Source organism: Parabacteroides caeci, assembly GCF_023656795.1.
Classification (GTDB): Bacteria; Bacteroidota; Bacteroidia; order Bacteroidales; family Tannerellaceae; genus Parabacteroides; species Parabacteroides segnis.
In genome coordinates this window covers 94,743-115,821 of record NZ_JAMOKT010000010.1, presented here as the reverse complement: position 1 = coordinate 115,821, position 21,079 = coordinate 94,743, and the positions used below count along the sequence as shown (strand labels likewise).

Sequence of the window (21,079 nt, the reverse complement as noted above, 5' to 3'; positions counted from 1 at the left end):
GTCATAATGTTTAATCCCGTACCCTTATCCCGTCACGGTGCAGTTTGTTACAACTCTCCAATATCTTTAAATTGGTTTCCCTGATAATTCCGGTATATTCCTCGATCTTTACCAGGTAACCTTCTGCCTTGTCCATCTTTCCCGATATGTCTTCCACGCCGCTGTCGATACTTGACCAGTGCATCGCCCCGCTCACGAACAGCCCCTCCAGCTTTGTCCCCTGGTCCTGCGTCATGGCCGTAAAGGTCCCGGCCTTACCGCTTTGTGTTACCCCGCCTTTGCTTTCTTCTATTCCGGCAGATGCGAACATGGCATCTTTCTTTTCCGCCGCTTCCCGGAAGATTTCCTCGTAACGGCCACGAAGTTCGTCGGCTTCCTCACGTGAAAGGATACCATCCGACATAAACTCGGCAAACAATTCCTGCCACTTTTTCAGTTCCTCTGAGTAGGTTCCGTCCACGATGGACTTCAGAATCGCGTTTTGCATGAATTCGTCCACACTCGCGATCACATCTTTCGAATCCGTCTCAAAATCCTTCAGGAGCTCCTTCATGCCGCTTTTTATGTTGTCGAACGATGTGTCCGTTATCGCATCCTGCCACTGCTCCTGAAGCTCGATCAAGGTGTTCGCGTCCGATATATATTCGTCCAGGTATTCACCCTGGTCATATTTGCCACTGTTAATTTTCTCCCAGATATCCGGCAGTTCCTGGAGCCGGGCAAGATCCTCGGGAGAAAGCGTCCAAAGGTCTGAGACCGTGTTAAGGTCCTTGCCTATGTAATCGGAAGCCTTCTGCCAGTCGCTCCGGCTGAAAGCCTTGTCGATATAATAGTTGTTGGAATGGTGAGCACTCCAATAACCCATTTTTGCCTCCAGCATTTGGCGGTCGTTTTCGATCTTTTCCTTTTGTTTCTGGTATACGTCGTTATAATAAGCGGTAGATTCGGCTCCTCCGCTCTCTTCCATACGCTGGGTCAATTTTTCGATCGCCGTTGTGAGATACCGGTTTGATGTTGTCAGACGTTCCACCAGACTGTTCACCTCGTCGGCGTTTCCATGCGAAGAAAACAGTCCGAAGGTCAGGGCGTCCAGGACACCGCCGACACCCGATACGACCGAGGAGAACACCGTTTTTACAAGGCTCCCCGATAGAACATCGCTGATAATTCCGTCCACTGCGCCCAGTACCGAATCGATCAGGCTGCCTACAAGGTTGCTAAGGCCATCCTTTAGTATGTCAATGATCGACAGGATCCAGCCGATAATCGGCACGCTCTCCAGGCTGTCGGCCAATTCTCCGAATGTTCCGCCCAATCCCTGTCCTGCCTGGATCAGGCCGTCGTAGGCACTTTTAAGTCCGCCAGAGGAAAGTTTCTGCAATCCTTCCGTCACATCCTGCATGCTCGCGCTGAGATTCGTCGCCGTCTCACTTACCACCCTCTGGCTTTCTTTTACCTTCGCTTCACCCGCCCGGACAGATGACGATGCGGCCTCGGCGTTCATCTGGGCCGTTTCGAGCGCAGTTTCAGCAGCCGTCTTCTCTTCTTCCGTCCCGCTTCGAAGAGTTTCCTCGTAATCCTTCTGCGCTCGGCGGAGATTTTCCAGGGCTTCACGCTCTACTTCCCTGGCTTCTTCGACTTCACGCATTGACTGGCGGTAGGAATCCACATCCTTTCCCAACTTTTTAAAATCCAGACTGCCATTCGTGCCGAGCGCCTTTTTCATCTGCATGATGGCACCCGTTACCGCTTCCTGATCCTTCGCACCGGCATTTTTAAAGTCTGCCGTGCGGGTATATTTTTCCGCTTTTTCAAGCGTGTCACGTATTACATCACGGAACATGCCGCCAAAACCACCGAAGACCGTCGTCCAGTCGATATCCTGACGGATGGCCTCCGCTTCCAGTGAAGCCAGCTTTACGGACTGTTCCTTTTCGAGGCGCTTTACTTCATTTGGCCTACCGGCCTCTTCCGCCTTCCGGATCTTTTCGGCATACTCCGTGGCGATGGCCAGCCGGCGCTCCTGGTAAGTGCCGTATTCTTTCAGGTAGTCGTTAAGGGCGTCACGTTCGGAGCGAAACTCATCCAAAGTGATATTCTCCAGCGCCTTGTCACGGCTGTCGGCAGCATTCTGATAAAGGGCGGCAAGTTCCCTCAATACCTTTTCGGGTACGTCGTAGAACTTTTCCTGTAACTTGTGGAGCGTTTCACCCTCGCTGCTTTCTGCGTCGACCTTAATGACAAGTCCTTTTTTATCAGCCGAAAGAATATCTTCCGCGCCGTTTAAGACCGTATCGATATACTCCTCCAGTTCCCCCGGTGAAAGGACGGTCCCATCCGGCAGGATCGGCGTTACGAGTATCTCGTGGGAACTACCACCTGCATCCTCCACGCCGTAACTGCTGCTAAAGACCGTCGCGATCCCTTCACCCGCATCTTCCCAGCCTTTTTCCACAAGGCGCGCCGCATCGACCAGCGGACGGGCCAATACATCCACGTTGCCACCGCCGAATGCCTTCAGCATTTTGCCGGCTGTGCCTTCCCGGTCATAGAGCGAAAGAAGTTCCTTTTCTTTTCGCTTGACGGCGTCTATTTCATTATCGTACTCAAGGAGCACCTCCTTTCGTTTCTTCTCGGCCGATTCCTTTTGCAGGGCCAGGAGCGAAGCCCGGTTCTCCGCCTGGATGGAACGCAGCTTCTCCCAGCGCTCTTTTTCCGCCTGTAATTCTTTTTCGGCCTCCTTTGTTTTGTCTTCCGGCTTTACATGGCCGCCGATACTGTTTTCCCGTCCGATGGCATTATATTCCTCCTGTGCCTTGCGGGCTTCGGCAAGGTATTCATCTACCTTTGCCTTTGCAGCATTAACCTTTGCTGCCTGGTTCTTCAGGTTCTCCTCGTCTATGAGGCGGTCCATTTCTTTCGGGGTCATTCCCGTATTCACGGCTCCCAGTTTTGCGAAAAAGCGGTATACGCCGCCGTGGCTGCCTTCGACGTCTTCCGGTTTCATCGCCTTGAGGCGGTTCACCTCCTCGTCGGCTTCGGCCGCCTTATTAACGAGGCTCTGGACCTTTGCCTGCAAGAAAAGCATCTCGATATACTTCTCGCCTTTTTCCTGCAATACGTCGTACCACTCGGAAAGTGTCGTATAATAACCGAAGCTCTCGCCGTATTTTTGGTTAAGCTCTGCAACCTTTGCTTTCTCCTCTTCCTTCGTGCCGGTAAATTCCTTCAGGTTTTTCAGCGTGCTTTCGATCTCGAAGCGGCTTTTTATCATTTCGGCCCGGCCGTCCTTTTCGATCTCCACCCTTTCGCGCAGTTTCTCCGCCGCCTTTTCCTGGGCCGAAGAATAACGGTCCCAGAGGTAAATAAGGCCGCTCACGGCAACCGATAGCCCCAGCGTTAAGGTTCCCATCAGTGCCTTTGCCGCCACATTCGATATTCCAAGCGCGGCCGAAAGACGGGTGGTGGCCGTAGTAAGAAGGTTTTTCATTTTTACGACCGTCACAAGGCGGAACGCCGAATCCTTGTTCAGGGTGTTGAATACCTGCTGGAGCCCCATCGTGACCGCCATCACGCTCTGAAGCCGTGTCTGGATCTTTTGCAGGTTCTCGTTCTCCGAGGCAAAAAGCGACAGGGCACCGGTCGCCGTCGTCAGTATACCGGCAAGTCCGCTCATACCCGACATGAATCCCTGGAGGTTGGCATCGTCGTTCGAAAGGATCCGCGTCTGGGTATTCAAATCCTGGAGCGTGTCCGACAGGTTCGCTGCTTCCGCTGCCATTTTCCGGTACTCTTCGGTGTTCTGCTGACCACTGAGGCGCATGCGGGCCATCGCATCCTGCATTTCACGAAGTTGCATCGTAAGGCGCTTTGAACTATCTTTCGTACGGTCATACTCCCTCTGGAGCTCGGAAAGGATCGCTTTTTCCTCTTCAAGAGCCTTTCGGGCGGCGTTCAAATCCCTTGCAGCCTCTATTTTAGGACCACCGGCCCCGGCTTTTTTGTAGGCTTTCTCCAGGGCCTTCACATCCGACTCTACTTGCTTGACTACCGCTTTCTGCTCACGGAGGCGTTCTTTCAGGTTGACCGTCGTGCCTCCGGCAGAACGCTGGGAAGAGGAGAGGGCATCGTATTCCTGTTTCAACTTCCGGACAGAGGCTTCCGCCGCCGCATGCTCCTTTTCGAGTGCCAGGAGCGAGGAACGTTCCTCGTCCAGCACCTTACGGCAGGCGGCGACATCGAGCGCCAGTTCCTTCTGGGCCGTACCGGGTTTCATGCCGGTAAGGGCCGATTCCATACGGCGAAGGTCGGACTCTATCCCGGATATGACGCCTTTCTGGTCCGTGATCTTACGCCCGATATCGTCAGCGGCCTTCACGGCCTTTTGCTGCAAGATGTCGACCGCCAGACCGGCCTTGTCAAGGGAACCCGTCAGGTTGTCCTTCATCAGAAATTCGATCTCTACTGGTTTCATCGCCTCTTTATACTTCTAAATTGCTTTGAAAAAATGATACGATACCGTCAGCCTCCGCCCGGGCGGCTTCCTTGTTTACCATTTCAGGCTTGTCAGCCGCATTCCCGCTTTTTTCCGGTGTTTCTTCCCCCCGGCGCCTTACATAGCGCGGGGCATCCGAGAGCATCATGATAAGCGTCTGGTAATTGACTCTCTTTAGTATATATTCCACGCTCCAGCCCGTGGCCGAAGCCACTTGCCAGATAAATCCGAAGGGGCTATGGGACGGTTCGTACTCAGTCCTTAACTCCCCTTCCTTTTTTGGCTCAGTCTCAGCTTCATCGGGTTCATCCGCTCGGCCGATCTGATAATATTCGTAAAACGGTCCGTCCCCATCAGGCGGTAGAACGTCCGGTAAGCGCCCATGAGGTAACGTTCTTCTACCAGTTCGCGCAGTAGCCATGCGATCACTTTGGGAAGAACACGTCTCGATACGGCCCCCCGGGCAATCGTATAGGCCAGCATGAGCGAGACTTCTGCACCATGATCCACCATGAAGCGCATGTTCTCTTCCGGCGTATAGCTTTCCATCTCATGGCTCGTAACACCGATACCCAAACATATACGCATCAACCTTATAGCCCCGTTCATTCTCGGACGACGAAGCGTGACGCGTAATCTGAGCGGTTTACGGCGGAAAGGAAGGCTCCATTCTTTTATGGGTATGGAGACGCCGACGTCAAGCAACGCGTCAGCAGCCTCCTTCTGGACCTCACGGATCGCAGCCTCGTCCATACGTTATTCGCCCTCTCCGGTCGGATTCGTAATGCTGTACGGGGAAGAACCGTCCGTGGGCTTGTTCACCTTCAGCTGACATTCGATCTTCGATACTTCGGTCAGCGTCAGCTTGCCGGCCAGGTTGGCTGCGATCGTCCCGTTCGGGATGGTCATCCGTTGGCCTGAAACGAAGTCGACCGTCCACTTGCCGGATTTTTGCACCAGTTCCGTCGGGGCGTTCCATCCTGTCGGGGCATCTTCGCCGCCTACCAGCGTGCCGCCCATTACGGCATGGATGTTCTTATAGTTGAGTTGGATCAAATTGAACGTCGGCGCTATCTGACCGTTCTTCTGGAGCAGTGTCAGTACCGGCGCGTCCGGAACCTGTTCGGCCTCTATGTCCACGCTTTCGGGTTTCGTGCCGCCCCAATCCCACGATCCTTTCTCGATCCAGCCGATTATGAAGTCTTCGAACTTCACGACCGCTATGCCATAAATGAAATTTTCGTTCATTGTTTTCGTCTTTTTATGATGATTGTTACTATGCCGGCCGCAAAGCCGGCGATAAATGATATGATCCCCGTTTTAACGGGGTTTGTTCCCTGTTTGACCTCCCTAAGAAGGGTTTCTTCCTTCTTCCGGTTTTCGTTCTTCACACGTGCCAATTCTGCCTCATACCACCAGACAAGACGCTGGAGGCTGTCACATGAAGCCTCGACGACGATCGAGTCGCCCTCACGCCTTACTTCCACATCGGCCCGCCCGTTCCTCTTATGGAACGAGGACGAGGGGGGAAGGTCAAGGAGGCTTGCCGTCGGGATCGTCAGTGTCACCTCCTCCTTCGCAACCGGCATCGTCATCATACCCCGGATTACGGATGCGAGGCTGTCCCCTGTAAGGATGGTTTCCATCCGGCTCTCCCCTGTACTTTTTCGTACGTGACAGCTCTGGACGCAGAGGACAAGAAGGCCAATGGCGGCAAGTAGCCGCACGGTGGACGACATTCTCCAAAAGGCCGATACGGGAGTATAACTTTTCGTTGTCATTCCTCAGTTCTATTAGCGTACCGCGCATGTCCTCGTACATGGCCTTGTAGGTGTCATGCACCTCTTTGGCCGTACGGGCTTTGCGCAGGGTGCGGTTTACGAGCCATCCCACGCCGCCGCCCAAAAGGCCGCTCGTTACAAGCAGTTGGAATATTTCCGCCCAGTCTCCGCTCATCATGGTTTGGCTCGTTTTACCTGTCTGTTACACTTTAGCTTTACTTTTACGGCAGAAAAGGCCGATAACCCATTCGATGAGCCCCGTATCTGCGATACCGTTCGCAGCAAGGCCACTACCGAGCCCATACAGGAGTGCGATATACCACTCGATCCCATCCAGGAATCCCAAATGTTGCCACCAGCCGAACATCGTAATACCGATGCCGACCACCCAGGAAACGATCTGTGTCACGCCCCCCGACATGCTGGGGAAAAAGCCTTTTACGATTTCTACTATGAGTGGGATCACGGCCACGATCGCAGAGAGGGAAAGGAATACGGCATCGTAATCCCCGGTGGTTTCCACTGCGGCTTCCGGCGCTGTCAGTGCCAATACCGGAAGGCTTACCATAAACGATAACATCATCCCCAAAAGGGACAGGATAAATTTCTGTTTCATGTTGTTTTTGTTGTTTTACTGGTTAATACCTATTTCTTTAAGCCATTTCTCTACGTCGAAGCTGGGGCAGGCTTTTGCCGCCAAAAAGTTATGCCCGACAATCCGGACAGAAGGGAAACGCCGGTGGAAGTCCTTAACGTAACGCTCCAGGGATTTCCGTTGCCAGGGGGTACGGGTGTCTTTCGGAGTTTTGCCATCCCGGGCCACTCCACCGACATATACGATATGGCGGCTTACGCTGTTGTAACCGGCGGCCCCGTTTGTCACCTCCCACGGATCCACATGCCCATCCTCGTTGTTTTCGACCAGACGTTCCACGCCACCGTTCAGATGGAAGAGGTCCGTATAACCGACCTGCTTCCAGCCGCGACCGCCTTTCGATACAGGAGCCGTATGCCAAGAGCGTATTTCGTCTGAACTGACCTCACGCCCTTCCGGCGTCGCGGTACAGTGGATGACGAGATATTTCAAGGTCGCCATTATGCACCACCTCCTTCGTCTTCTTTGTCACTGGCTGCCTGCGTAAGGCCAATCTCCAGCGTCTTCGTCTTGTCCGCATCGAGCGCAACGAGAAGCGTGCCCGCCTTTTCCGCACCGGTAGTATTGATTTCAGCCGTTACCTTCAGGCCATCCTCCGTTCCGACAGCCGTAAAACCTGCCGGGATTCGTACCACGCTGTAATCACCCGATGCGGTAATCACGATTTCCTTGCTTTCACCGGCGGCCTTGAATGATAGCTCGGTAACATCTGCCGTCAAGACCTTTTCTACAGGGCGGAAAACCGGATCCTCACGGCTGTCCAGCACGACGAACTCCTCGCCGAAAGCGATGTTCGTATCGGCCTTCATCAGGAGCTTGAAGAAATACAGTTCGCTCGCTGCCGACCACTTGTCGATCTGGATCACATCCTCGTCGTCCTGGAGGTTCACGGCTGCAAACAGGTTACCGTCCACGCCCATTGAGCAGATTGTCGCAACGATAAGACCGTCAGGCCAAGAGTTCAGCGTCTCGATAGTGATACCTTTGTAGCGTTTCTTGTTGACATCCGTTTCTGAAGCGTTCTTGTTTTCCCGTTCGGTCAGTTCATCGTCATACTTGTCAAAGTCATCGATACTCATCAGGATGCGGAGATTCGGGTTTTCACGCAGCGCCTTCGGAATAGCCTTGCGGACAGCTTTCAGCTTCCCCAGCATGGAGGGGTCTTCGGAGCTTGCCACAATAAGATCAGTATCCTTTGCGGCCTGCGTTAAGATTCCGTTAAAAAGATGGTCATTATCGCTGCCGAACTCGCCGTTGATGTAATGCCAGCCCAGTTCGAACTTCACGCTCTTAATCAGCTCTTCCAGAAGTGCGTTCTGCGCTTCTGGAGGAAGTTCGGCGAACACCAGGTTGCCTTTGGGCTGCCACTTGCGCCAAACATGCTCGAAGGCACGCGGGTTGAAAACGGTAAAGGCCATAAAGTCTTCCGGATCCAGCGATTTCTCCGAGTAATTAAAATTACCCTGTGAATCCTCTAACTGTGGATTCTCCTTACGTTTTTGCAACATCTTGCCGGTCTTGATACGCGGCAGGCTGATTTTCTTTTCCACGCCGGGAATGACCATGATAAGACCTTTTTCGACCAGGTCGTTCCCCGTGGAGGCAAGTACCAGGAGCTTCTCCAGTACCTCGCCGTTGTAATTCGTGTTCCTTACTACTATTGCCATATTTCTCAGGATTTATTTACGGTTCAAACCTTCTTTGATTTCGCGCATGCGCTGGTTCCACGGACTTTCCCCATCCGGATCACGGCGGATGTCAGTCATTACGCGGCGTTTGGGTCTAAGACGCTGGAGCGCCTTTTCGCCGTTTTCACGGTCCTTGTCCAGGAGGTTCTTGTAGATCGGGCGGCTTTCGGCATCGATACGGCCGTCACCCTCGGCATCGTCCAGCAGCTTTTCCTTCGCAGCCTCGTCGTCGGCTGCCGCTTTGTCACGGAACGTCTTCAGTTCCCCTTGCGCTGCTTGAAGATCCTTTTCGAGTCCCGGAACCTTTCCGGCCTCCGTTTCCAGGCTGTCGATCTCGCGCATCAGGTCATCGTCCGTGGCGCAATTCTTAAAGCGGGGACGTTTCCTTAGTTCGTCTAAATTCATGTTCGTCTTGTTTTGTGGCTTTGTGAGCCGGTTAGTAAATATTTTGTAGGCCTCTTCCGGGGTGCTGTCTTCCGGAACAGGGTCCGCATCATAAATGCCGTCGATAAATCCAAGGGCAAGCGCTTCCTCGGCACGAAGCCAATGGTCCTCGCCGTCGAAATAGGCCGAGCGGATCTCTTCCGCCGTCCGTCCGGTCTTTTCGGCATACATCTCGGCCAGCGTCGCCTCCAGCGATTCGATCTCCTCTATGCAGCGACGCATTTCGTCTTTATTGCCATAGCAGCCGCCCATTACGCTATGCAGCATCAGCCGGGCGTAACGGCTCATCAAAACCTTGCGCCCGCAAAGGGCGATCACCGAGGCCATGCTGGCTGCAATGCCGTCCACCCAGATTGTAATGTCGGCTTTGCTGCCCCGAAGGGCGTTAAAGATCGCGATGCCGGTATAAACATCGCCGCCGTCGCTGTTGATACGGACGTCGATTTTTCCGCCATCCCGTTCTGCTTCCATCAGCTCACGGGCTATGTCGCCGCTACGTACTGCCTCCCGCTCGCCGATATCGCCGTAAAGCAGGATGCTGCAAGTGCCGTCTGTCTTTATCATGTTAAAAAATTTGCTCATGTCCGTTTTGTTTATGTTTCCCCGGCAAAGGCTCCGGGGCCGGTTCTGGCTGCGAAATAGGTTGATTTCCGCCGCTTTGCAAAATCGGGATTTTATCATACAACTTTACAGCCGCATCATGCCGCCATAAAACGGTATCATGCGGACGCAATTTTTTTCACCCTCTTTTATATGCCATTTTTGCCGGCAAAACGGAGGCACAAAATATGACGGAACTGACTCAGGCCCAAAAAAAGGAATGGGCGAAAACTCTTTATCTGAAGGACAACCTCACGCAGGCCGAGATCGCCGAGCGTGTCGGGGTCTCACGTCCCACCGTGAACGGGTGGATCAACAAAGGGAAATGGGAGGCCATGAAAACGGGGCTTACCATTACCCGCGAACAGCAAGTAGCCAACCTCTACCGGCAGGTGGCGGAAATCAACAAGGCCATACTCGAAAGGCCGGAAGGCGAACGCTTCGCCACGACTAAGGAAGCCGATATCCTGGGGAAGCTGTCGGCCGCCATCAAGCAAATGGAAACCGATGCCGGCATTGCGGACATCATAAGCGTACTCACACAGTTTATCGACTGGCTCCGTCCTGTCGATCTTGACAAGGCCAAAGAGATAACGCGTCTTGCGGACGCATTCATAAAGGACCGCCTATGAAGTACATCGATAAAACGGCGCTCCTCGAGTGGGAAAAGTACAAAGAGAATATCGCACGGTCGACACCGGTCGACCGCCAGATGACGCATGCCGAAAGGGAGAAGCACCGGATGTATCTCGAGGCGCACCCGTTGGAGTGGATCAAGTTCTTTTATCCGGGATATGCAAAGTACGAATTCGCCCCTTTCCAAAAGAAAGCCATACGGCGGATCCTCTCGCATGACGAATGGTTCGAGGTGCTCTCCTGGTCGCGTGAGCTGGCCAAGAGTACCATCACGATGTTTATCGTCTCTTTCCTTACGCTTACAGGGAAAAAACGGAACGTGCTGCTGACATCCAATAGCAAGGATAACGCCGTACGCCTTCTGGCGCCTTACAGGGCGAACCTCGAAGCGAACGGGCGGATCATCGCCTATTACGGACGGCAGGAGTCCGTCGGAAGCTGGAAGGAAGACGAGTTCATCACCCGTAGCGGTGTGGCTTTTCGGGCCATCGGGGCCGAACAAAGCCCCAGAGGATCCCGGAACGAAGACATCCGGCCCGACGTCCAGCTTATCGACGACTTCGACACGGACAAGGATTGCAATAATCCCGACATCATAGACAAAAGATGGGATTGGTGGGAAAAGTCGCTGTATCCGACACGCTCCATTTCCGAACCTACGCTGATCATCTTCTGCGGTAACATCATCGCAAGGGATTGCTGCATCACACGCGCCGGTGAAATGGCAGACCATTGGGACATCGTAAACATACGTGACAAAGACGGACGATCTACATGGCCCCAAAAGAACACTGAGGAACATATCGACCGCGTGCTCTCCAAAATCACCCGCAAAGCGGCACAGGGGGAATATTTCAACAATCCCGTGACGGAAGGCGAGGTATTCAAGACCATCACCTATGGCAAGGTTCCGCCGCTCAGGCGTTTCCGTTTCCTCGTAATCTATGGCGACCCGGCTCCGGGCGAAGGCCGGGGGAAGAAAGGGAAGTCGTTCAAGACCGTATCACTGCTGGGGAAACTCTCCGGACGGCTCTATGTCATCAAGACATTCCTTGATAAGGCACTCAATTCGGAGTTCATAGAATGGTATGTCAAACTGCTTGAATACGTGGATGGACGGACGAACGTGTACTGCTACATGGAGAACAACAAGCTACAGGACCCCTTCTTCCAGCAGGTTTTCCAGCCTATCGTACGGCGGATCCGGCGCACACGCAAAATATCGCTCTATATCACCGGCGACGAGGACAAAAAGACCGACAAGGCAACCCGTATCGAATCCAACCTCGAGCCGCTCAACCGGGAAGGAAACCTCATACTGAACGAGGCAGAGAAGGACAACCCGCACATGAAGGAACTGGAGGACCAGTTCAAGCTCTTTACCACGCGGCTCAAATATCCGGCCGACGGGCCTGACGCTGTGGAAGGGGGAAACCGGATCATCGACCGCAAGGCAAGGGACGTGGACCCGCCGGCTGTCGTTTCACGCAGGGCCGTACGGAGGGCCAATAAATACAGGGTATAAACTTTAAAATATTTTTATCATGAGCCAATTTATCACGCTTGAAGACTATAACGCAAGCATACACCAGGAAATTCTCGACGCGCTCGTCAGACAGGACGAAACCGTCATCGAGATATGCGAGGACAGGGCTGTTGCACAAATGAGGAGCTACCTTTCCCGCCGATACGACTGCGACCGCATATTCGCCGCCAGGGGCGAAAAACGGCACCAGCTCATCCTTATGATGGCGCTTGATATCGCCATTTACCATATTTGTTCCATACATAACCCCAATACCCTCAAAGGCATCCGCAAGGACCGTTACGATGCGGCCAGGGAATGGATGAAGGCAGTGGCCGCCGAAGAAATATCCATTGACGGGGCTCCGCCACTCCCGGAAGAAACAAGACGGCGGAACGCTAATTTCCTCTTTAAAAGCAATCCTAAACGTGTAAACCATTTGTAAGATGAAAAAGAAAGCCTACAAGACAAGGAAAGGCAAGATCTCCGTCAGCGGGAACCTGCCACGTCCCGGACAAAAAGGGCCGGCGACGATCGTCCTTACCCAGCCTAAACGTTTCGGCATCGACATCGCCGATTATATGCAGGCCATCCGGGCTGCCGAGAACGTGGACTATTCCCGAAGGTTCCGCCTCTATGACCTCTTCAGCGACATACTGATGGACCCGCACCTTACCAGTGTCATCGAAAAGCGGAAGAACGCCGTCCTTTCTTCCGTGATCGAGTTCCGGCGTGACGGGAAACCCGACGAGAAGGTAAACGAACAGATCCGTTCCCCCTGGTTCCGACGGCTTGTCTCCGACATCATCGATGCCAAGGTATGGGGATTCTCGCTCATGCAGTTCTACCGCCGGGGCGAATGGATCGACTATGACCTGGTACCACGCAAACATGCCGACCCGGTACGCCGGCTGATCCTTCGGCACCAGACCGATACCACCGGTACATCCTGGGACGAGTACCCGGATTTGCTTTTCGTTGGCAATCCCGACGATCTCGGGCTGCTGGCAAAGGCTGCCATCTGGGTGATATACAAGCGAAGCGACGTGGCCGACTGGGCGCAGTTCGCTGAAGTATTCGGGGCACCTATCCGTGAATATACCTATCCCACGGACGACGACGAAGCACGGCAGAGGGCACTCGAAGACGCTGCTTCAACCGGCAGTATGGCAGTCTTTGTACACTCCGCCGACACATCGATGGAACTAAGGGAAGCGTCGAACAAGACCGGAAGCTCGGACCTGTATGACAGGCTGTGCGAAAGGTGCAATAATGAGATATCGAAACTTTTCCTCGGCAATACGCTGACCACCGAGGCTTCCGACAAAGGCACGCAGGCGCTCGGAACCGTGCATGAAAAGATCGAGGACAAGGTGGCTCAGGCCGACCGGCACGACGTCCTCGAGGTACTGAACTACAACATGACCGATATATTCCTTCGGATGGGGATAGATACATCCGCCGGGGAGTTCTGTTTCCCCGAACAGAAGGTGATCGAACCAAAGACCAAAGTGGAGATCATCGCACAATTAAAAAACACGTTTGGTCTTCCCGTAAGTGACGATTATCTGTATGAGGAATTCGGGATCGAAAAGCCGGACAACTATGAGGAACTGAAGAAACGGCAGGAAGAAATGAAGCCGGTAGCCACGACAGCCGCAAAGGAAGAAGAAACCAAAACACCGGAAAGGGACGATGCCAGGGAAACGGAAGAGCCTCAGGCTACAGGAGTACCCCAAAAAGAAGAACCAGAAAAAAAAGGCGGCAAGGTATCACTGCGCGGATGGCTGCAAAGGACGCTAAAGAACTGGCGCCGGGATTTTTTCGGACAAGCCCCGCAAAAGGACGGGGCGGTTTTAGAATGGTGATGGATACGCTCTACCGGGATGCGGCCTCTGTCCCGGAAAAGGAGGTAGCCTCTTCCTTTTCCTTTTCGGGGGATTTGATCCGGGATGCCCTGAAAAACATTTATAGCAAGAAGTTCCACCCGATGACCGACATCGAAGAGAACATGTTCGATGCCGTATGGAAAACATTGGATCTGGCAACCGATAAAGGTTTCGGGGCGCGTCCGGCGGACGATCCGGACCGGGACTTTATCCGGGAGATCAAGCGTAACAACGCCGTTTTTGCGGCGTTCAAGGTACACCGGGCGCAAAATGACATGGCACGGCTTTTACTCGACAAAAACGGCAATTTAAAGCCATTTGAAAAGTGGGTGGAAGAGGTCATGCCCATTGCGGACCACCAGATGATCGACTGGCTGCGCACCGAATACGACACGGCAGTCATCAGGGCGCACCGGGCTGCCGACTGGAGACAGTTTGAGCGCGAGAAGGACGTGCTGCCGAACCTTGAATGGGTACCGTCCACTTCCGTACATCCCGGAGAGGACCACCGTATCTTCTGGGGAACCATTCGCCCGATTGATGATTCGTTCTGGAATGAACACCGCCCCGGGGACCGGTGGAACTGTAAATGCCGCCTGCGCTCGACTGATAAGCCGGTGACGGACATCCCGGGCGGTGGAAAGGAATTTGACCCGGCTCCGGGACTCGAGAATAATCCGGGAAGCGATGCGAAGCTATTTTCCGACAACCATCCGTATCAAAAAGAGGCATATCCGGGAGCGAAGGAGGCGGTAGACAAGCTAATGAAGCGCATCGATGAGATGATCCGGGAAATGCCCGACAACCTGACCGATGACGAAAAGACGGCTATCGCAAGGAACAATCTCGAGATAGAAAAAGTGCTCCAAATTACCAAGGGAAAGCCGATGAGCGTGGACGAGGCTGACAAGCAGAATGCAAACCCGAAATACACGGACATGTATATTCCTGATCCAAACGGTATGTACTTTAACAGGCTGACAGGGGAAAGACTCAGCAAGAATCCGGATTATGACGAACGTTTCAGCAATAACTGCCAGACCTGTGCCCCGGCTTATGCTTTACGGTTAAGGGGATTCGACGTGGCTGCCAAAGGGCGCACACAGGGCTCGAAACTGGATTATTTAAGTAGAGGGCATGCCTTCGAGGTATGGATGAACATGGACCGGACACCGGCAGAGCATACCTCCATAAACAGTTGGCTTATGGCTAAAGGCTATCAGAAAATGACGCCTAAACGCTATATGGAGTTTTTTGACGAAGTCTGCAAAGAGGTCGGTGTTTATGAGTTGTGCATAGGCTGGAAGCATGGTTCAGGTCATGCGACCATCCTGCAACGGTTTACCAATGGAGAACTGAGGTATATTGAGCCGCAGCATGACAATTCAAAGGGATCATCCGAAGAATGGAAAGATGTCAAATACTTATGCGACAGCGGTGCTGCGAATTCGCACAATTGCAGGGGAATAATGAGGATAGACAACAAACTATTCAATGTCGACTTCCTCGAGATCTTTGACAAGTAAGTTGATTATGTCAAGGGCCTCAAAACCGGTAATTGTCAAGATAGGGCCATGTCCGTACTGGTAGACGAACGGGAATCCGGTTGTGGCATCATCCGGAAACCTGTATACAAAATAATCGATCCCTTCCAGATTACCGAGGTAATCGAAAGAATCACCGTATTGATCTATCAGATCACGGGCCGCATCCTTTACTTGCTGGGGGACATTCATGACAGTTTGTATTTGCCACAAATGTAATAACTTTTTAAACACAAACAATATGGATACGAAAGAATTTCTTTCATTCATAAAAAGCAAACAAAAGGAGATCAACGAGCTACAAAAGCGAAAACTCCCCGTAATGGTCGGACGCATGGCGAAAGACCACTTCCAGGACAACTTCCGACGGGGTGGGTTCGTGAACCGGGGGCTACATCCCTGGCAAAAGCCCGGAAGGCTCCTTGCGGGCGGTACCGGAGCGGCGAGTAATTACAGTACGCTGCTTTCCAGGCATAACCATCTTTTCGACTCCATCAAATACGTACCGTCGGATTACCGCGTCAAAGTGTCGAACGATCTCGTATACGCTCCGATACATAACTGGGGTGGAACGATACCTGTCACGGACCGCATGAGGGGCCATGCCTGGAAAATGTTCTACCTGGCATCCGGCAAGGAGAGAAAAGCCGCTAAAGGGCAAAAGAAACGCCCCGGGAAGGCTAATACTGCCACGCTTGTAAACCCGGAGGCGGATTTCTGGAAACGGTTCGCTCTGACAAAGAAAAGCAAGATCCGGATGCCGCAGCGCCAGTTCCTGGGCGAAAGCGAGGAACTCACTGAGAAGATCCGGGATAAAATAGAAAACGAACTTAACAACATTCTTAATTTATAATCGCTATGGGAGATATTTTTATCGCGATCATGGAAAGGATCGCAGAGGCTATGCCAGGGTTGTCGATGATCGACGAGGACTACGGACAACTGGAAGGACGCGAGGATATGGAAACCTACCCGGTCACTTTCCCGGCTGTCCTGATAGGGTATGCCGATTCCGACTGGAAAGACCTTGGAATGGGGGCGCAGAAAAGCGAGTCGATGATCGTCGTACGCCTGGCTATCGACTGTTACGATGACACGCACTACACCTCCGGAACGTATGAAAAAGTACGTGAACGCCAGGAGATGGCTACCGAGTTGTACCGCACGCTCCAGGAGTTCCGGTGTACCGAAAACTCCAGCCCGCTTCAGAGGGTGAAAAGCCGGGATTATGCGCTGCCGGGGAATATAAAGGTTTACGAAACGGCTTTCTCGTTCTCCGTACACGACGAGTCGGCCATGCAGGGCGGAAAGGCCAATGAGTTCCTTCGGCGTATCAGTCACCCGTAAAAAGGGAAAGCTGGACGGCTGTAAGGCGGGGCTTTTTGACTTTAGGGACAGGCTTTAGGGCGATCTCTTCCAACATGTCGCATTTTCTTCGGATGATCGCCATGATACGCTCCTCCGAAATAAAAAATTCCTGACGGGACAGGATCCTTAACGCGTCGTCAAAGCGAAGGCGCTGCACTTCCGTCCAGTAATAATACCGGCGCAGGAGCGCTTCGTCACGTAACTCGATAAGTGTCTTGTCCCTTCCTTTTGGCATGATTATTTTTATTTCCTGCAAATTTACTCTTTTAGAATCGCTTATAAAACAAAAGACACCACCAGGCTCACCCGGTAGCGTCTTTTTCTGTTCACATATTGAACGAAATCACATCGTAAGCAGTTCCATGTCGTCCTTGCCGGGGACAAAAGGCTCGATCCGGGTTACGACCCGGCTCTGGACCTTTACTCGGCCGCTACCTTCGCAGACCGGGCACTTTGAGGCTACCACGTTACCGTTACGGTCGGGAAAAAACACACGGCCTTTCCCTTCGCACTTCTTACACGCCGCAACGTGCGGCGCTATGTCCTTCCTTACTTCCATACATTACAAACGGCAAAAGGAAGGTTCGACACGGCGCCATACGCCATTGGCATCACGGCGGTGGAAATAATAGTTCACGGCAGTCTTGTAGACCACGTTGCTCTCGCGGAAAAGGTTCATGATCTCGGTGTACTCGTCGTCAAAGCGGTCCTCCAATTCGTACAGCTTGCTTACCGACTTGTAATCCAGATCACCCTGGCGGTTACGCTCGATCATCGTCATGGCAAGCTGGTACATCGGATCGTCCGTACCCAGTTCGCGGCTCATGGCGTAACGCTTCAGGTAATCCACCAGACGCTCGGCGGCCATATCGGCGCGTTCGTCGAAGCTCTTCACCTTGTTGCTTTTCACCTCGACCTTCATCTCACCGTCCACGATCGTAAAACTCGACTGGTCCTCGCGGCGAAGGCGGCCGTAATCGCGCATCGTCTCACGGAATGCACCCGTTTCCTTCTCGATCCAGTCGCGGAAAGCCTTGACATCTTCCACAACCGGCAGCAACTTGTTTTTCACATCCTGAATAAACTCTGCGCGAAGGCCCTCGTACGCATCACGGCGGGCCTGGCGGTCTTCCTTGTCCTGCTGCTGCAATTCACGCAGCAACTGGCGGCGCTCGTCGGCGCTCATGCTCTTTAATAATTCGTCTTTGTTCATAACTGATCTCTTATTTTAAGTGTTTTACAAATTGGGCACATGTTAAACATTCAATTTTTTTTAATTTTGACACCAATAAGACTTTACACTTTCAGCAACATCTCTCATTTCAGACCAGGCACATTCGGTATTAAAACTAAGGATATATCCTAAAGCCTTAATGACAGAACCTGTTAACAGGAATAATCCGGCCAGACAAAACACTGGCAAAATGAAGATAAACGCTACTATAGCCGCTAGTTTGTTTTTGTCCATGATATTCAATTGTTTTTAGTTGTTAGGTAATTTCATAAAACACATCCACATAGTTTTACCGCTCCTTCCAGTAGTATGTCCAAACAACGGCTGCCGACCTATGGCCTTCAAAACTTCTTTTACCGTTATCTGATCCTCATTCCATTTAAAGACAAGGACTCCGTAGTCTTCCAAAACACGGAAGCATTCATCTATGCCTTTCTTTAGCACCTTTGGCCAATCCTCTGGAAGCTTCCCGTACTTCTTGACCAACCAGCTCCCTTTACCTGCCTTTAGAAGATGGGGAGGATCAAATACCACTAGCTTAAATGATTCATCCAGAAAAGGCATATCGGTAAAGTCGGATATGATATCCGGATGAACCTTCAGGTTCCTGCCATCGCAAAGAATGTGTTCTTCGTCCCTGATATCAGCGAACAATGTCAAAGGATTTTCTTTATCAAACCAAAACATCCGACTGCCACAACAAGCGTCTAATATGATCTTTGTTTCATTCATTTTTTTAAATTGTGATAGTTATTGTTTAAACTCCGGAAGGATGCCAAGATATAGATATCTATCATCGTCGGTATGATGGCAGGTACAGTAAAACAATACCCCATTTTCCGATTTGATCGGATCTCCTCCTTGGGTAAAGTCCTTTGAACAATAATATGGACAAACGATTTCTCCGATATAATTAAATAAGCCTTCGTCTATCCAATCACCAGGCTGAATAAAATCCTCTAAATCCTTACCTGACTTCTCCCATTGTTTTAAAGTTTTCATACTTCACTTGTTTTTAGTTGATTGCTTTGCAGACTTTTCAGTCTTGAATATTCGTGCCTTAGATAATCTATTGACCGCTGTAAATGGTCGATCTCTTCGTCCCATTCCTGGAGCAGGCGGCGTTGTGCCTCCATGTCCTTTGTCGGACGGGTAAGCAGCATGTCGCAAAGGAAGTCCCGTTCGCCACTGAGATAATCCAGCCTCCGACGGAGTTTTACGCCCTGCTCCTTGATCTCGTCCAGTTTGTCCTGAAGGGGAATATATCGTGCCATCGTTATTCCTCCCCTTCCTTTTTCCGGCGGATCGCACGGAGCTTTTTTAAAAGCTGAGATAATTCTTCGTCGTCCAAATGGCGGAAGCATTTGCCTGCGATCCGACGGTCCCGGCAGAAGGCATCCACTTTCTTCCAGTCGGCTGTATCGACTCCCATGAGTTGCATCTGGTGCAGCACATCGGAGCGTCTCTTCTTCAGCTGTCTCATCGCTTCCTGCTCTGTGCCGGGTGGTACCAGCTTCTCCATAGCACGGATCGCTTCGTTATATTCCGACAGTGACATTTCACGGAGGCTGTGTGTCCTGCCGCCTGTGAACTGGTAAATGATCTCCTCCTTCAGGGTTTCCTTATCACTGCCGGGAAGGAGCTTCAAAAGGCCGTAGAACGACGAGTAACTCTCCGGCTTTGCGATTCCACGTTTGGGGATCATTTGTATTATTTTCATCTCTGTTTCCTCCTATATTTTAAAATTTCCTATCCCTATCCGTCACGGACCGGGATAGGTTGCCATCTTTACATGGCTTGTCTTAACTGATTTACTTTATGGAAAAACTATTTTGAAATATTTGCTTTATCTTTCAAACTGTCTATGATCCATTACCTCGACCGACACGACGTTATTCTTGTTCGTATTGATCGCTACCTTATATTTTTTATCGTCACCCTTACCCGTATAAAGGAACGCCCAGCCATCTTCCACTTCGACCACTCCCTGGTGATCGATAGGGAGCCCCATGCCGTTTATGATCTGTATCCGGACCGTAAGCCCTTCAAAACGTTTAAATATGTTTGCCATCGTCTTTTACTTTTGATTGTGATATTTGATAATAATTCACTGAAAAACCGGATACCGGGGTCAAAATGATGTCGGCTTTATATTTCAAGTCAATTGTCGGGTTCTGAATCTCTAACTGGCTCTTGACATATCCTATGTAATCCGCTTTGATTTTCTCCAGGAGCTTATCGCCTTTACTGTCAAGTAACACTCCAAATTTAAACGTCATTACCGACGGACGGTAATATTTCGGGGCCTTGGTTTTTACCGTTACGAGGCCCATATACAATCTACTTTTCATATCAATCGTTTGATTGGTTCATAATCCTTTCCATTCTCTGCCGGATACCGACCTTTACTCTCTTCATAGGGGTTACATGATCCGCCGGATAAGGCGATGGAATGATAAACCCTGTGATATATTCCTCATTACCTTGATAGTTGTAACCTATACTCTTTCCAGGTTCGTCATCGTCTATCTCGATCGCGTCATGAAGGTTGTAGACTGTCTCGATCTTCTTAATGTATTCCGGCTTTACCTTATGGAACATCTGGTTCTCCCATGTCGTAAGACTACCGTCAGCATGACGGACAAAGAACATATCGGATCCGAACTGGCCGATCTCTTTCCGGACCTGCACTACCCGGCAAACCTGGTGCTCTACCGGAATATTAAACATCTTTACCCAGCAAGGGATCACGAACTCCCCGTAATGGTAATCTTCCGCATCCAGGAGAATATCTCCTTTGTCGGCTACCGCCTGGCGCAAGATGTCAAGCTCTTTTTCGCTTAGTTTCTTTTTTGTTTCTTCCATGATTTGAAACTCATTATTGTTATTCTAATTTTTAGACAAATCGAAACTGATAATTTTGACACCTGCTTCCGCTAAAGATGTGGCTAAAATCATACCGACTTTCGGACTATCACGGATAACTCCAGCCAAAGCACCAATTATATACCGTGGAGTCCCATTTGCACACATGCAGCAATCCTGTTCGATATCTTTTGAAGAAATCTTCTCGCTGATTGCACCTACCATAAAAACGTCTAAACCGTTTTCCTCTGAATATCTCTTTACAATCTGTTGTAATTCAAGCAATGCAGCTTTCTTCTCTTCCGTTCTCATTTTCTTTCTTTTTTAATTAATAATCTTGTATACTGTATATTAT

Annotated in this window: 29 protein-coding genes; 7 read left to right on the top strand and 22 right to left on the bottom strand. The window is 51.4% G+C overall.

What is annotated here, in order from left to right; all coding sequences use genetic code 11:
* Positions 1 to 10: 10 nt before the first annotated feature.
* The 10 genes from NBH15_RS07385 to NBH15_RS07340 are packed head-to-tail and all read right to left on the bottom strand — an operon-like array spanning position 11 to position 9,645.
* Positions 11 to 4,474, bottom strand: a complete 4,464-nt coding sequence (locus tag NBH15_RS07385; RefSeq protein ID WP_250822343.1) for a coiled-coil domain-containing protein — start codon at positions 4,472 to 4,474, stop codon at positions 11 to 13.
* 7 nt (positions 4,475 to 4,481) lie between these two features.
* Entirely contained in the window at positions 4,482 to 4,718 is a 237-nt protein-coding gene (locus NBH15_RS07380) for a hypothetical protein (protein ID WP_250822368.1), read from the bottom strand.
* Positions 4,719 to 4,756: 38 nt separating this feature from the next.
* Positions 4,757 to 5,248 carry a hypothetical protein gene (locus NBH15_RS07375; RefSeq protein WP_250822342.1) on the bottom strand — a complete coding sequence of 164 codons (492 nt, stop codon included), beginning with the start codon at positions 5,246 to 5,248 and terminating at the stop codon, positions 4,757 to 4,759.
* A 3-nt stretch (positions 5,249 to 5,251) separates the two neighbouring features.
* Positions 5,252 to 5,743 (bottom strand): hypothetical protein, encoded by a 492-nt coding sequence (locus tag NBH15_RS07370; RefSeq protein WP_250822341.1) that lies wholly within the window; start codon positions 5,741 to 5,743, stop codon positions 5,252 to 5,254.
* Entirely contained in the window at positions 5,740 to 5,982 is a 243-nt protein-coding gene (locus NBH15_RS07365) for a hypothetical protein (RefSeq protein WP_250822340.1), read from the bottom strand. The genes NBH15_RS07370 and NBH15_RS07365 overlap by 4 nt, the downstream gene beginning before the upstream one ends.
* A 46-nt stretch (positions 5,983 to 6,028) precedes the next feature.
* A complete protein-coding gene (locus tag NBH15_RS07360; protein ID WP_250822339.1) occupies positions 6,029 to 6,454 on the bottom strand; it encodes a hypothetical protein in 426 nt (141 codons plus the stop codon).
* Between the two features lie 24 nt (positions 6,455 to 6,478).
* Entirely contained in the window at positions 6,479 to 6,892 is a 414-nt protein-coding gene (locus tag NBH15_RS07355; RefSeq protein WP_250822338.1) for a hypothetical protein, read from the bottom strand.
* A gap of 15 nt (positions 6,893 to 6,907) precedes the next feature.
* A complete protein-coding gene (locus NBH15_RS07350) occupies positions 6,908 to 7,372 on the bottom strand; it encodes an N-acetylmuramoyl-L-alanine amidase (RefSeq protein WP_250822337.1) in 465 nt (154 codons plus the stop codon).
* Positions 7,372 to 8,598 carry a BACON domain-containing protein gene (locus tag NBH15_RS07345; RefSeq protein ID WP_250822336.1) on the bottom strand — a complete coding sequence of 409 codons (1,227 nt, stop codon included), beginning with the start codon at positions 8,596 to 8,598 and terminating at the stop codon, positions 7,372 to 7,374. Before NBH15_RS07345 ends, NBH15_RS07350 begins: the two co-directional genes overlap by 1 nt.
* Before the next feature lie 12 nt (positions 8,599 to 8,610).
* On the bottom strand, positions 8,611 to 9,645 hold the full coding sequence (locus NBH15_RS07340; protein ID WP_250822335.1) for a head maturation protease, ClpP-related: 1,035 nt from the start codon (positions 9,643 to 9,645) through the stop codon (positions 8,611 to 8,613).
* 206 nt (positions 9,646 to 9,851) lie between these two features.
* Here NBH15_RS07340 and NBH15_RS07335 point away from each other — a divergent pair, with 206 nt between their 5' ends.
* From NBH15_RS07335 to NBH15_RS07315, 5 genes are read left to right on the top strand one after another with little or no spacing between them, the layout of a single operon-like run.
* Entirely contained in the window at positions 9,852 to 10,295 is a 444-nt protein-coding gene (locus tag NBH15_RS07335) for a helix-turn-helix domain-containing protein (RefSeq protein ID WP_250822334.1), read from the top strand.
* Positions 10,292 to 11,824: a hypothetical protein gene (locus NBH15_RS07330; protein ID WP_250822333.1), complete on the top strand. Its 1,533-nt coding sequence runs from the start codon at positions 10,292 to 10,294 to the stop codon at positions 11,822 to 11,824. The genes NBH15_RS07335 and NBH15_RS07330 overlap by 4 nt, the downstream gene beginning before the upstream one ends.
* Before the next feature lie 19 nt (positions 11,825 to 11,843).
* A complete protein-coding gene (locus tag NBH15_RS07325; RefSeq protein WP_250822332.1) occupies positions 11,844 to 12,269 on the top strand; it encodes a phage protein Gp36 family protein in 426 nt (141 codons plus the stop codon).
* Between the two features lies 1 nt (position 12,270).
* A complete protein-coding gene (locus NBH15_RS07320; protein WP_250822331.1) occupies positions 12,271 to 13,692 on the top strand; it encodes a phage portal protein family protein in 1,422 nt (473 codons plus the stop codon).
* Entirely contained in the window at positions 13,686 to 15,239 is a 1,554-nt protein-coding gene (locus NBH15_RS07315) for a phage minor head protein (protein ID WP_443146936.1), read from the top strand. Before NBH15_RS07320 ends, NBH15_RS07315 begins: the two co-directional genes overlap by 7 nt.
* Here the strand turns inward: NBH15_RS07315 and NBH15_RS07310 are convergent.
* On the bottom strand, positions 15,201 to 15,470 hold the full coding sequence (locus tag NBH15_RS07310; protein ID WP_250822330.1) for a hypothetical protein: 270 nt from the start codon (positions 15,468 to 15,470) through the stop codon (positions 15,201 to 15,203). The two genes, NBH15_RS07315 and NBH15_RS07310, sit on opposite strands and share 39 nt — an antisense overlap.
* Positions 15,471 to 15,498: 28 nt before the next feature.
* On the opposite strand from NBH15_RS07310, the gene NBH15_RS07305 reads away from it, so the two are divergent.
* Positions 15,499 to 16,110 (top strand): phage virion morphogenesis family protein, encoded by a 612-nt coding sequence (locus NBH15_RS07305; RefSeq protein WP_250822329.1) that lies wholly within the window; start codon positions 15,499 to 15,501, stop codon positions 16,108 to 16,110.
* Positions 16,111 to 16,115: 5 nt separating this feature from the next.
* Positions 16,116 to 16,604 (top strand): hypothetical protein, encoded by a 489-nt coding sequence (locus NBH15_RS07300; protein WP_250822328.1) that lies wholly within the window; start codon positions 16,116 to 16,118, stop codon positions 16,602 to 16,604.
* On the opposite strand, the gene NBH15_RS07295 is transcribed toward NBH15_RS07300, so the two are convergent.
* The 11 genes from NBH15_RS07295 to NBH15_RS07245 all read right to left on the bottom strand — a co-directional run bounded on the left by NBH15_RS07295 (position 16,591) and on the right by NBH15_RS07245 (position 21,036).
* Positions 16,591 to 16,860, bottom strand: coding sequence for a transposase (locus tag NBH15_RS07295; RefSeq protein WP_250822327.1), 270 nt, complete (start codon positions 16,858 to 16,860; stop codon positions 16,591 to 16,593). The genes NBH15_RS07300 and NBH15_RS07295 overlap by 14 nt on opposite strands.
* A 327-nt stretch (positions 16,861 to 17,187) precedes the next feature.
* Positions 17,188 to 17,838 carry a DUF3164 family protein gene (locus NBH15_RS07290; RefSeq protein ID WP_250822326.1) on the bottom strand — a complete coding sequence of 217 codons (651 nt, stop codon included), beginning with the start codon at positions 17,836 to 17,838 and terminating at the stop codon, positions 17,188 to 17,190.
* 60 nt (positions 17,839 to 17,898) lie between these two features.
* Complete coding sequence (locus NBH15_RS07285) at positions 17,899 to 18,093, bottom strand: hypothetical protein (protein ID WP_250822325.1); 195 nt, start codon at positions 18,091 to 18,093, stop codon at positions 17,899 to 17,901.
* A 15-nt stretch (positions 18,094 to 18,108) separates the two neighbouring features.
* On the bottom strand, positions 18,109 to 18,591 hold the full coding sequence (locus tag NBH15_RS07280) for a TRM11 family methyltransferase (RefSeq protein ID WP_186960133.1): 483 nt from the start codon (positions 18,589 to 18,591) through the stop codon (positions 18,109 to 18,111).
* 18 nt (positions 18,592 to 18,609) lie between these two features.
* Complete coding sequence (locus NBH15_RS07275; RefSeq protein WP_250822324.1) at positions 18,610 to 18,861, bottom strand: hypothetical protein; 252 nt, start codon at positions 18,859 to 18,861, stop codon at positions 18,610 to 18,612.
* The gene (locus NBH15_RS07270; RefSeq protein WP_250822323.1) at positions 18,858 to 19,133 is read right to left on the bottom strand and encodes a hypothetical protein; all 276 of its coding nucleotides are present in this window, start codon (positions 19,131 to 19,133) and stop codon (positions 18,858 to 18,860) included. Before NBH15_RS07270 ends, NBH15_RS07275 begins: the two co-directional genes overlap by 4 nt.
* Positions 19,134 to 19,135: 2 nt before the next feature.
* Positions 19,136 to 19,579: a hypothetical protein gene (locus NBH15_RS07265; RefSeq protein ID WP_250822322.1), complete on the bottom strand. Its 444-nt coding sequence runs from the start codon at positions 19,577 to 19,579 to the stop codon at positions 19,136 to 19,138.
* Between the two features lie 126 nt (positions 19,580 to 19,705).
* Positions 19,706 to 19,930: a hypothetical protein gene (locus tag NBH15_RS07260; protein WP_250822321.1), complete on the bottom strand. Its 225-nt coding sequence runs from the start codon at positions 19,928 to 19,930 to the stop codon at positions 19,706 to 19,708.
* Positions 19,914 to 20,210 (bottom strand): hypothetical protein, encoded by a 297-nt coding sequence (locus tag NBH15_RS07255; protein ID WP_250822320.1) that lies wholly within the window; start codon positions 20,208 to 20,210, stop codon positions 19,914 to 19,916. Before NBH15_RS07255 ends, NBH15_RS07260 begins: the two co-directional genes overlap by 17 nt.
* A gap of 1 nt (position 20,211) precedes the next feature.
* Positions 20,212 to 20,724, bottom strand: a complete 513-nt coding sequence (locus tag NBH15_RS07250; RefSeq protein ID WP_250822319.1) for a hypothetical protein — start codon at positions 20,722 to 20,724, stop codon at positions 20,212 to 20,214.
* Between the two features lie 24 nt (positions 20,725 to 20,748).
* Entirely contained in the window at positions 20,749 to 21,036 is a 288-nt protein-coding gene (locus NBH15_RS07245) for a hypothetical protein (protein WP_250822318.1), read from the bottom strand.
* Positions 21,037 to 21,079 lie beyond the last annotated feature (43 nt).

Coding starts and splice junctions, on each gene's coding strand:
- NBH15_RS07300 (WP_250822328.1), top strand. CDS start 16,116: ATGGGAGATATTTTTATCGCGATCATGGAAAGGATCGCAGAGGCTATG.
- NBH15_RS07330 (WP_250822333.1), top strand. CDS start 10,292: ATGAAGTACATCGATAAAACGGCGCTCCTCGAGTGGGAAAAGTACAAA.
- NBH15_RS07260 (WP_250822321.1), bottom strand. CDS start 19,930: ATGGCAAACATATTTAAACGTTTTGAAGGGCTTACGGTCCGGATACAG.
- NBH15_RS07340 (WP_250822335.1), bottom strand. CDS start 9,645: ATGAGCAAATTTTTTAACATGATAAAGACAGACGGCACTTGCAGCATC.
- NBH15_RS07265 (WP_250822322.1), bottom strand. CDS start 19,579: ATGAAAATAATACAAATGATCCCCAAACGTGGAATCGCAAAGCCGGAG.
- NBH15_RS07270 (WP_250822323.1), bottom strand. CDS start 19,133: ATGGCACGATATATTCCCCTTCAGGACAAACTGGACGAGATCAAGGAG.
- NBH15_RS07305 (WP_250822329.1), top strand. CDS start 15,499: ATGGATACGAAAGAATTTCTTTCATTCATAAAAAGCAAACAAAAGGAG.
- NBH15_RS07295 (WP_250822327.1), bottom strand. CDS start 16,860: ATGCCAAAAGGAAGGGACAAGACACTTATCGAGTTACGTGACGAAGCG.
- NBH15_RS07250 (WP_250822319.1), bottom strand. CDS start 20,724: ATGGAAGAAACAAAAAAGAAACTAAGCGAAAAAGAGCTTGACATCTTG.
- NBH15_RS07335 (WP_250822334.1), top strand. CDS start 9,852: ATGACGGAACTGACTCAGGCCCAAAAAAAGGAATGGGCGAAAACTCTT.
- NBH15_RS07315 (WP_443146936.1), top strand. CDS start 13,686: ATGGTGATGGATACGCTCTACCGGGATGCGGCCTCTGTCCCGGAAAAG.
- NBH15_RS07320 (WP_250822331.1), top strand. CDS start 12,271: ATGAAAAAGAAAGCCTACAAGACAAGGAAAGGCAAGATCTCCGTCAGC.
- NBH15_RS07245 (WP_250822318.1), bottom strand. CDS start 21,036: ATGAGAACGGAAGAGAAGAAAGCTGCATTGCTTGAATTACAACAGATT.
- NBH15_RS07370 (WP_250822341.1), bottom strand. CDS start 5,743: ATGAACGAAAATTTCATTTATGGCATAGCGGTCGTGAAGTTCGAAGAC.
- NBH15_RS07385 (WP_250822343.1), bottom strand. CDS start 4,474: ATGAAACCAGTAGAGATCGAATTTCTGATGAAGGACAACCTGACGGGT.
- NBH15_RS07275 (WP_250822324.1), bottom strand. CDS start 18,861: ATGAAAACTTTAAAACAATGGGAGAAGTCAGGTAAGGATTTAGAGGAT.
- NBH15_RS07355 (WP_250822338.1), bottom strand. CDS start 6,892: ATGAAACAGAAATTTATCCTGTCCCTTTTGGGGATGATGTTATCGTTT.
- NBH15_RS07290 (WP_250822326.1), bottom strand. CDS start 17,838: ATGAACAAAGACGAATTATTAAAGAGCATGAGCGCCGACGAGCGCCGC.
- NBH15_RS07325 (WP_250822332.1), top strand. CDS start 11,844: ATGAGCCAATTTATCACGCTTGAAGACTATAACGCAAGCATACACCAG.
- NBH15_RS07360 (WP_250822339.1), bottom strand. CDS start 6,454: ATGATGAGCGGAGACTGGGCGGAAATATTCCAACTGCTTGTAACGAGC.
- NBH15_RS07345 (WP_250822336.1), bottom strand. CDS start 8,598: ATGGCAATAGTAGTAAGGAACACGAATTACAACGGCGAGGTACTGGAG.
- NBH15_RS07255 (WP_250822320.1), bottom strand. CDS start 20,210: ATGAAAAGTAGATTGTATATGGGCCTCGTAACGGTAAAAACCAAGGCC.
- NBH15_RS07375 (WP_250822342.1), bottom strand. CDS start 5,248: ATGGACGAGGCTGCGATCCGTGAGGTCCAGAAGGAGGCTGCTGACGCG.
- NBH15_RS07280 (WP_186960133.1), bottom strand. CDS start 18,591: ATGAATGAAACAAAGATCATATTAGACGCTTGTTGTGGCAGTCGGATG.
- NBH15_RS07350 (WP_250822337.1), bottom strand. CDS start 7,372: ATGGCGACCTTGAAATATCTCGTCATCCACTGTACCGCGACGCCGGAA.
- NBH15_RS07285 (WP_250822325.1), bottom strand. CDS start 18,093: ATGGACAAAAACAAACTAGCGGCTATAGTAGCGTTTATCTTCATTTTG.